An 8,028-nucleotide genomic window follows, 5' to 3' on the forward strand; every position below is an offset into this window, starting at 1 on the left:
GTTCGTCCATTCTCCCAACGGTTGACGCTTTGGAATGAAACTCCTATCCTCACAGCAAACTTGGCTTGCGAGAGTGCTAGGCGTTGTCGCGTTTCCCGCACCAGATCTGCTAGCTCTGTTTGACCGATCGTGGGCATAGAGTACGAATATTAAATTGCATTTACTACTTATACTACGTGGTATATCGATCATTCTCTCTTAATAAGACATAAGGAATACCAGGAGCTAGCGGTGCTATTTCTTGCGCTCAATTTGATTGCAGATCCACAGCAGTCGTTGATTGAGTAAGCACTGCCGAAAATGCTTTTTTTAGCAGTGAGTATCCTAACTCCCTGGCTCTCAAAGAAGGTTTCAAACAGCAGGCATGTATCTTTGTAAGCATCAGCAACTAACAAGCGGCAACCTAGGAGTTGCTTCATAACTTCCCCCGTGATTCGCTTCATGGCAGTGGCAAGAGGTCAGCACCTTGCGATGAAAACGCTAGTTGAAATCTCTGAGTCCAAAATACGCTTTTTGATGGATCCAATTTTTCTCACATTGTCTTAAAAACGCAAGGACTACTCAGACTTTCATACATAACTTTTCAAGCAGCGATGTGTCTGCTCATTAGGAACAAGCATTTCTTCAATGGCGCTTAAAACAACAGCCCCTCTAGACTCACCTTCTGATCGAGCTTTCTCTTGCGCTACAACCTGCAAGAGACAACAGTGCAGAGCACCTAGTGCAATTGCAGGATATAGCTATGTTAATTTCGGCTCTTTAAGTCGCTAATCTCACGCTTTTGACTGGTTGGATGGGAAGCCATTCAGTAAGAGCATTGCTGCTCATCTCAAGAAATAGTGTGATGAACAGTTTTATTAAGCCTGAAACATCTGTCGAAAATCTTCCAATTCCTTTGAATCGGGATGTGTTTTTACGCACCTTAATTTGAGAGTTAGCGAGAACACTACAAGAGGTTGTGGGTTTAGAGGAAGCCTCAGGATTTATTAGCGTTGTGAGGCAGAATATGGGGCGGCAGATCGACCAGGACTATAAAGCGGCTCTGCAGGTATCCCATCTTCACGCCAGAGCAGGTCGCTGATGCCCTCGTGGATTTGAAGCGGCGCATCCAGGGAGATTTTTACATTATCGAACAAACAAATGACAGAATTGTCTTAGGAAACCGGGCTTGTCCGTTTGCTGAGAAGGTCATCGACTGCCCTGCCATGTGTATGATGACCTCCAATGTGTTTGGTTCCATTGCAGCCGAGAATGTCGGGTACGCCAAAGTCGAACTGCAAGAGACGATCGCGCTGGGTGCGCTTGAATGTCGAGTGGTCGTTTACCTCAAGCCCACCCCAGAAGCAGAAGCGAGTCCAGGCAGGGAATACTTTAAGGGAGAGTGTGAGGGGTGACGCCCGAGCAGTTTATTGAGTTTACCAGACTGCTACCAGAACCTATGCTCCTGGTGACGGGTCAGGGTCAGCTCCTGGCTGCTAACCCGTCATTCACCCAAATGCTGGGCGGCAACGTCAAATGCTGCAAGGAAAAACGATCTTTGAGGTGGTTACGGACCCCATAGAGAAGGTGAAACAGTACTTGCGCGCTTGCTCAAGCAGCCGAGCCATGGTGCTTGGCTCGTTAACCCTAACAATTAATGAAGGGAAGACTTGCTTGTGTCGTTGTGAAGGGGCTGACCTCCAACCCTGGTCACCCAAATCGCCTGCCCTCATTCTGCTGCGTTTGCACAATAGCGAATCAGCCAGCACTCGATTCATCCTACTGAACAAAAAGATTGATGAATTGGCAAAAGAGATCCGGCTGCGCCAACGAGCGGAAGAAGCGCGTGCTCAACTGCTGGTGCAAGAGCAACAAGCACGTGCAGAGGCTGAGCGGCTAAATCGATTAAAGGACGAGTTCTTATCGACCGTTTCTCATGAGCTACGAACCCCGCAAATGCCATCCTGGGCTGGTCTCACCTCTTACAGACAACGAAGGTAAACGAAGCAAGGCTGCATCGGGCGTTAGAAACGATCGAGCGCAACGCCAGATCTCAAGGGCAGTTGATTAATGATCTGCTTGATATTTCCCGCATCATTACGGGCAAGATTCGCCTCAACGTGCAAACCGTCCAGCTATTGCCAGTGATTGAAGCAGCAATTAATACGGTGCGCCCTGCTGCAAATGCCAAAAACATCCAGCTACAAACGGCGCTTGATCCAACTGCGGGTCCTGTGTTGGGAGATCCTGAGCGGTTACAGCAGGTCGTCTGGAATTTGCTGAGCAATGCGATCAAGTTCACTCCGCAACAAGGACGAATTCAGGTTTGCCTGCAACGCATTAATTCTGATATTAAAATCGTGGTGGTGGATAACGGTCAAGGCATTAGTGCTGAATTCCTGCCCTACGTCTTCGATCGGTTTCGTCAGGCGGATGGTTCTACAACCCGGTCTATTAGTGGGTTAGGGTTGGGTTTAACGATCGTCCGTCAATTAGTGGAATTGCAGGGGGGGACGGTGCAGGCTGAAAGTTCAGGAGAAGGACAGGGTGCTACGTTTACTGTAAAGCTGCCCCTAATGGCAATGATTCCGACAGCGATGGAACCAGAACGGGTACATCCTATGAGCGGAGGCAGTGTGCCGTTTGACGGCTCCCCTCGGCTCGATGGATTGGGAATACTGATGGTGGATGATGACGCGGATATGCGAGAGTTACTGAGCCACATGCTTGAATTGAGTGGGGCAGAAGTCATCGCTGTAGCATCAGCAAACGAAGCAATCTTGGCACTGACTCAATCCTCACCCCTGCCAGATATCTTGATTAGTGACATTGGGATGCCCGACGAGGATGGTTACGCTTTGTTGCGTCGAGTTAGAGCACTGAAACCCGAACAGGGAGGACGAATTCCTGCAATTGCCGCACTGTCAACTATTACTATCCGACTCAACAATCGCCAGAAGCTGCTGGAGCAGTTTTTCGGCTTCTGCACATTTTTTGGGTGTGAGCTTTGCTTTCCTAAGTTTGCTCATTGTGGTTTGCAGTGTCTCCTGGAATTTTGTAGTTGGGTCTGAACCTCGTGCAGAGTGACTAGATTTTGGTTCAAGATACGATCGCACTGCTTCTGCAATTTGCTCCCTTGTCCAGCTAGAGGCAGTCGCCTGCTCCAGTAATACCTGGCGCTGATCTTTATCCGTAATTCGAGCCATCAACTTGCCTGCACTATAAGGTAGCTGCCCAGCTCGAATCGCATTTTGTACGTCCAGAGGCAAATTCAGGAGAGGCAGTCGATGCTGAACAAAAGACTGCCAACTAAATCGTCCCAATCCCTCAAAAGCGTACTCAACCTCCCACAGAACTCGCTCGAACATCACTGCATCATCGCTGTTGTTCATCCACTGGGAAAGTTGTTCGTTCAGTGAGGTCAGCGGGACCATACCCACACCCGTGTGGGAAGCATGGTTCTCTTCACCTCTGCGTTTACGGTGCTGCTGGTGCAGTCGGTATAGCAGCCGCGGAATTTCCGGCGCTGGAACTTGAAGCTGGAGTGCCAGCAATTCAACGATCGCATGAGTCTCCTCAACTGCATTGAGGTCTTCACGGTTCAAGTTTTCAATTAATCGGATCTGAGCAATGTCAACTTCCTTCCACTGCTGCACCTCTTCCGATGTCAGAATACGGGCACGGATTTCACTCAGCCCTGCTGCCTCTGCTGCTAGGTAACGCCGTTCGCCGAATACTAACTCATACCGGAATGGTTCCTGTGCTGCCGGAAGTGGCTTGAGCAGAACAGCTTCCAGCACACCGTACTTCTGCACTGAAGCGGTAAGCTGGGCCATTTTTGCAGCATTAAAAGATTTACGCGGATTCTTATTGCTGCGCTGAATTTGATTAAGCGGAACTTGACACTCATCCGGTGCTAAAACCGGAGCAGAAGCAGGAGCGGGAGAAACATCATAAAGAGAAGACAAGCCACCGAGCGATCGAAGCTCTCGGTAGGGACGTTCAGATTTTGCAGCTTTAACCATCGTGACTATTTAACGAGAGTTGTTTAACGAGAAGATGGGGCAGGATTTTTTATCGACGGGCAGGTTGAGCTTTTGCTGCTTTACTCTTACCCACACGGGTGTGGGTAGCAAGAAGCGAATTTGCAAGATTCTGAATCGATTGCGAAGCAACATGCCGGCGATCATAGACCACCAAAGGTTGTCCGGCTTCTGAGGCATCCGCAAAGGCAGTCGCATTTGGAATGGGGTCAAATACAGTCCCAACCGTCGCAAGCTGTTCCCGCATTGCTTTGAGAACTCGCTGATGCTGACTTTTCGTTTTCGCGTGCTTTGTAGGAATGAAGCCAAAAATACTCAAGTCTGGATTGATCTCACGTCTGACCAGAGCGATCGTCTCCAGCAGTAAGTCAGTCCCAACCCAGGATTTATACTCGGTTTCAACCGGAACTAGCACTCCATTAGAAGCGGTCAGCGCAGATACACTGAGTAGCCCTAAACTTGGTGGGCAGTCAATCAGAATCCAGTCATAGCGATCGCGCAATGGTTCTAACATCGTTGCCAGCTTGCGCTCTCGATTCATAGCGGTGAACAGTTCAAGTTCTGCTTTACCGAGCCGTCGATTGGCAGGAAGAAGATCCATATTGTGAGCAGAGACGATCGCCTGCTCAAGAATTGCGCTCAGAGCTTCCTTGCTGCTGTAATTTCCCATCAGCGTGTCGTACACAGTCACGGGCAAGTCCCAAGGCTCAAATCCCAGAAAAACGGTGAGACTGCCTTGAGGATCAAAATCAACTAATAAAACTCTTTGCCCTGCTTGAGAGAGGGTATATCCTAAGTTCAGCGTTAGCGTTGATTTCGCTACGCCTCCTGCTTGATTGAAGATTGAAGTGATTACTGCCATATCTAACACTGGCGAGTGAATGTCCTCAATCCTACTGGAAAACGAATTGATTAGATCAAGAATTTTACTTTTCCCACGACAGTATCTAAAAAATTTTCTAATTTCTAATAGCTGGGTATGGAAGGAGGAATTAAAGCGACGTTGGCTTGGTTAAGTAGAGTATCGTACCCACACGGGTGTGGGTAGAGAAGGCAGAATCAGGGGTTGTGTCACAAAAACTGGTCAATGGTAAGGCAGACAAGCCCTGTTGTGTCTTCTTGCCCTTTGATGTCTACTCCTGCTCTGTTCAAAGGGCGGCACTTTCTGCCTGAAATCATCCTGCTCAATGTGCGGTGGTATTGGCGCGATGCCTTGAGCTATCGAGACTCAGAGGAGATGATGCAGGAGCGGGGCGTGGAAGTCGATCATTCGACGATCAATCGTTGGGTGCTGAAGTATGCCCTAGAGCTGGACAAACGCATTCGACCCCACCCGAAGTTGATAAACGACTCGTGGAGGGCGGACGAGACGTATATCCATATCAAGGGTGAGTGGAAGTATCTATACCCTTGCTGTTGATTTGGAGGGGAATACCCTTGACTTTATGCTGAGTACAAAGCGCGATGGCAAGGCAGCAGCACGATTTTTCCGTAAGGTGCTCAAAGGTCAGCACACTCAATTTCCACGAGTCATTACAGTGGACAAGAATGCCGCTTCCCCAGCAGCAATAGATGCTCTCAAAGCAGAAGAGACGATCTACTTCGCAGTTACCGCAAGGGTCGACCAAGGGACCCAATTAAGGCAGAGTAAATATTTGAATAACATCGTTGAGCAGGATCATCGAAACATCCAGTGCATCGTGAAGCTTAGGATGGGGTTCAAGTCGTTCAATAGTGCAAGAAGAACGTTGAGCGGGACTGAAGCGATGAGGATGATTCGCAAAGGACAAGTAAAAGGAATCGACCAAGGAGATAGTGTGTCTCAAGTGAAATTTATCGAAGCGATCTTTGGAATTGCTGCTTAAGGGAATGCAAACGTTACCGATCGTTTGTCCTTAACAAGTAATCCAGCCAGGTTGAGAATAATTTTCAATGAATCGGTAATTATCAGTGAAGTAAATTGCAGTAGAAACAAGACTGGCAATCACAATCAGCTTCAGAACGGACTTAGCACCAGCTTTAACGTTCATGTGCTTAGCTCCCTGGATAAAAGGCTTATGGAACTCATCTCAGAACATTTTTAGTTAACGACATCTGTAAAACGAACATAAAGTCACTTCTCAATTAACGCATCCGGTAAACGGCTCCACTCATTCCATGAACCGTCATAGTTGCGAACATTGGGATAGCCCAGCAAATACTTCAAAATAAACCAGGTGTAAGCCGATCGCCCACCAATCGCACAGTAGGGAAAAATCTCCTTATCCGGTGTAATCCCTCTACTAGTAAAGAGTTCCTGCAACTCACTCATCGATTTAAAGGTTCCATCCTCATTGAGTGTGAGGGTATGTTCCAGGTGAATGGCTCCGGGAATGTGTCCGGCTCGTTCTGTTCCTTCAGGCGGTTTCATTAAGAAGTACTCACCTTGGTACTCCTGCATCGTGCGGACATCCAAAATGACTTGGTTGGGGCGATCGATCACAGTTCGCATCTCATCAGCCAGTACTCGCAAATTCGTGTCCAAAGGTTTTGCTTGATATTCAACGGGTGCAAAGGTTGAGAACTCTGTGGCCACAGGACGACCTTCTGCCATCCATTTTTGATGTCCTCCATCCAGCACTCGCACATCAGCATGTCCAAATAGCTTTAGCAACCAAAATATCCAGGCTCCGGTTCCAGGATAGCTGCCATAGGCAACTACGGTTGTTTCGTTAGTGATGCCCGATCGCGAGAGCAATCGTTCAATGTGATTGACATCCAGATTTTGGCCTAAGTTTGGCAGAAGCAAATCAGTCAGGATATTCCAGAAAACTGCACCTGGAATGTGAGCTTCTTTGTAATGGTCTGGAGTCATTTCAACTTCAACAATTCTCACCTTGGGAGCGTGGAGGCGATCGCCCAGCCATTGCGTGTCTACAACAACCTGTGAATCAGCTTTAGAGGTCATGAATCTCTCCTAAGTCGTTGTGTTGTTATCTTTTTTAGGAAAGATAATGTGCCCTACCCGATGAACCAGCGTTGTTGAAGCAGAGAACAGGGAGAATCCGAGTAGAGGATGAAAAATGGCTAGGGAAATTGGTAGAGAGAGTTGCGTATGAATCGTTAGAAATTGCAATCCTAACAAAATCGGTAGGCTGAGGGTTAGCATTCGGATTCTTGGAGACATGGGGATCCAATACACCCAAACTAGAAGAACCAAAGATAATCCACTGTAACCTCGTACAAGCCAGACATGATTATTCCACCAGGCAGGGTTATCGAAATAAGCCAACCCAACCGTTAACACCTGAGCCACCAAACAAAGGTTAAACAGAACGGTAATGGCATAAAAGCCTGTGATAGCGGGTTTTAGAGAAGCTGGAGTATCTTCTGGTGTTGACTTGGCGATCGCATCGAATGAAGGTGTAGAGGGAGCCATAGATCTGTTTGCTCATTGAGAATGAATCAAGTGGTTTGTAGCAACCTTGAAATTAAATTAAACTGGCAATCAACTGTAGACTAGACCTCGATCGAGTACACTTTGCTGTATTGGCTCCCTGACAAGCTGGATAGACATAATGGAAATTCCTTTGCAGCCCTTGTTTCAAGCGATCGCAACAGCACAAGATGAAGCTGAGCTAAGAGGAGCGATGATGGCAAAACTTGGTGAGTACTTTGCCGCTACACGTTGGGGGTTAAGTTTTTTAGACCAGCTTCCTACTGTCGATGAAAATTCGCCATTAATGCTGAAACTAGCATTATCACTTGATTACAACCCTGTGTTGCGTTATCTAGTTCAACGCCATTCGACGGTTCATGAGGAAATGATCTTGCCCCATGGAGTATGGCAATCGATTTGTCCTCGCGCCGATCATGGACATGTCATGGCAGGTCCGATTGTCAATCAGGGGCAGTTATAGCTTTACGGAAAAACGTTCGGACAATGTTTGAAGGCAGCATCGACACAAACGCGAAAACTGTCAAACTCGTCCCAGCGTTGGCGCATCCAATTCTTGAGCACGAACCA

The 8,028-nt window shown here is 47.8% G+C and carries 9 protein-coding genes and 2 pseudogenes; 5 read left to right on the plus strand and 6 right to left on the minus strand.

Features of this window, described 5'->3' with window-relative positions; genetic code table 11:
• Positions 1 to 137, minus strand: a 137-nt coding sequence (locus H6F80_RS09660) for a helix-turn-helix domain-containing protein (RefSeq protein ID WP_190791356.1), incomplete at its 3' end; no start/stop codon positions are given.
• 918 nt (positions 138 to 1,055) lie between these two features.
• Between H6F80_RS09660 and H6F80_RS31250 the strand changes: the two genes are divergently transcribed.
• The 3 genes and pseudogenes from H6F80_RS31250 to H6F80_RS09670 form a co-directional block, all read left to right on the plus strand.
• Complete coding sequence (locus H6F80_RS31250) at positions 1,056 to 1,394, plus strand: methanogen output domain 1-containing protein (protein ID WP_518523549.1); 339 nt, start codon at positions 1,056 to 1,058, stop codon at positions 1,392 to 1,394.
• Positions 1,395 to 1,515: 121 nt separating this feature from the next.
• Positions 1,516 to 1,980 carry a hypothetical protein gene (locus H6F80_RS29060; RefSeq protein WP_199296473.1) on the plus strand — a complete coding sequence of 155 codons (465 nt, stop codon included), beginning with the start codon at positions 1,516 to 1,518 and terminating at the stop codon, positions 1,978 to 1,980.
• A pseudogene (locus H6F80_RS09670) lies at positions 1,944 to 2,858 on the plus strand (hybrid sensor histidine kinase/response regulator); the annotation flags it as partial. The gene H6F80_RS29060 and the pseudogene H6F80_RS09670, both read left to right, overlap by 37 nt.
• A gap of 45 nt (positions 2,859 to 2,903) precedes the next feature.
• Here the strand turns inward: H6F80_RS09670 and H6F80_RS30745 are convergent.
• Both H6F80_RS30745 and H6F80_RS09675 read right to left on the minus strand, forming a co-directional pair.
• Entirely contained in the window at positions 2,904 to 4,004 is a 1,101-nt protein-coding gene (locus tag H6F80_RS30745; RefSeq protein ID WP_347277853.1) for a ParB/RepB/Spo0J family partition protein, read from the minus strand.
• Between the two features lie 49 nt (positions 4,005 to 4,053).
• Positions 4,054 to 4,884, minus strand: coding sequence for a ParA family protein (locus H6F80_RS09675; protein WP_190791357.1), 831 nt, complete (start codon positions 4,882 to 4,884; stop codon positions 4,054 to 4,056).
• Between the two features lie 267 nt (positions 4,885 to 5,151).
• On the opposite strand from H6F80_RS09675, the gene H6F80_RS09680 reads away from it, so the two are divergent.
• A protein-coding gene (locus H6F80_RS09680) for an IS6 family transposase (RefSeq protein ID WP_242067261.1) occupies positions 5,152 to 5,887 on the plus strand; the annotation gives its coding sequence in 2 pieces (ribosomal slippage) (positions 5,152 to 5,430 and positions 5,432 to 5,887; 735 coding nt in all).
• Positions 5,888 to 6,135: 248 nt separating this feature from the next.
• Here the strand turns inward: H6F80_RS09680 and H6F80_RS09685 are convergent.
• Together H6F80_RS09685 and H6F80_RS09690 are read right to left on the minus strand one after the other, a co-directional pair.
• The gene (locus H6F80_RS09685) at positions 6,136 to 6,969 is read right to left on the minus strand and encodes a sulfurtransferase (protein WP_190791358.1); all 834 of its coding nucleotides are present in this window, start codon (positions 6,967 to 6,969) and stop codon (positions 6,136 to 6,138) included.
• Between the two features lie 9 nt (positions 6,970 to 6,978).
• Positions 6,979 to 7,440: a DUF6220 domain-containing protein gene (locus tag H6F80_RS09690; RefSeq protein ID WP_199296475.1), complete on the minus strand. Its 462-nt coding sequence runs from the start codon at positions 7,438 to 7,440 to the stop codon at positions 6,979 to 6,981.
• Positions 7,441 to 7,579: 139 nt separating this feature from the next.
• Between H6F80_RS09690 and H6F80_RS09695 the strand changes: the two genes are divergently transcribed.
• Positions 7,580 to 7,921 carry a hypothetical protein gene (locus H6F80_RS09695; RefSeq protein WP_190791359.1) on the plus strand — a complete coding sequence of 114 codons (342 nt, stop codon included), beginning with the start codon at positions 7,580 to 7,582 and terminating at the stop codon, positions 7,919 to 7,921.
• Positions 7,922 to 7,923: 2 nt separating this feature from the next.
• On the opposite strand, the pseudogene H6F80_RS09700 reads toward H6F80_RS09695, so the two are convergent.
• A pseudogene (locus H6F80_RS09700) lies at positions 7,924 to 8,028 on the minus strand (IS630 family transposase); the annotation flags it as partial.

It is taken from the genome of Leptolyngbya sp. FACHB-711, assembly GCF_014695615.1.
Classification (GTDB): Bacteria; Cyanobacteriota; Cyanobacteriia; order Elainellales; family Elainellaceae; genus Leptolyngbya_A.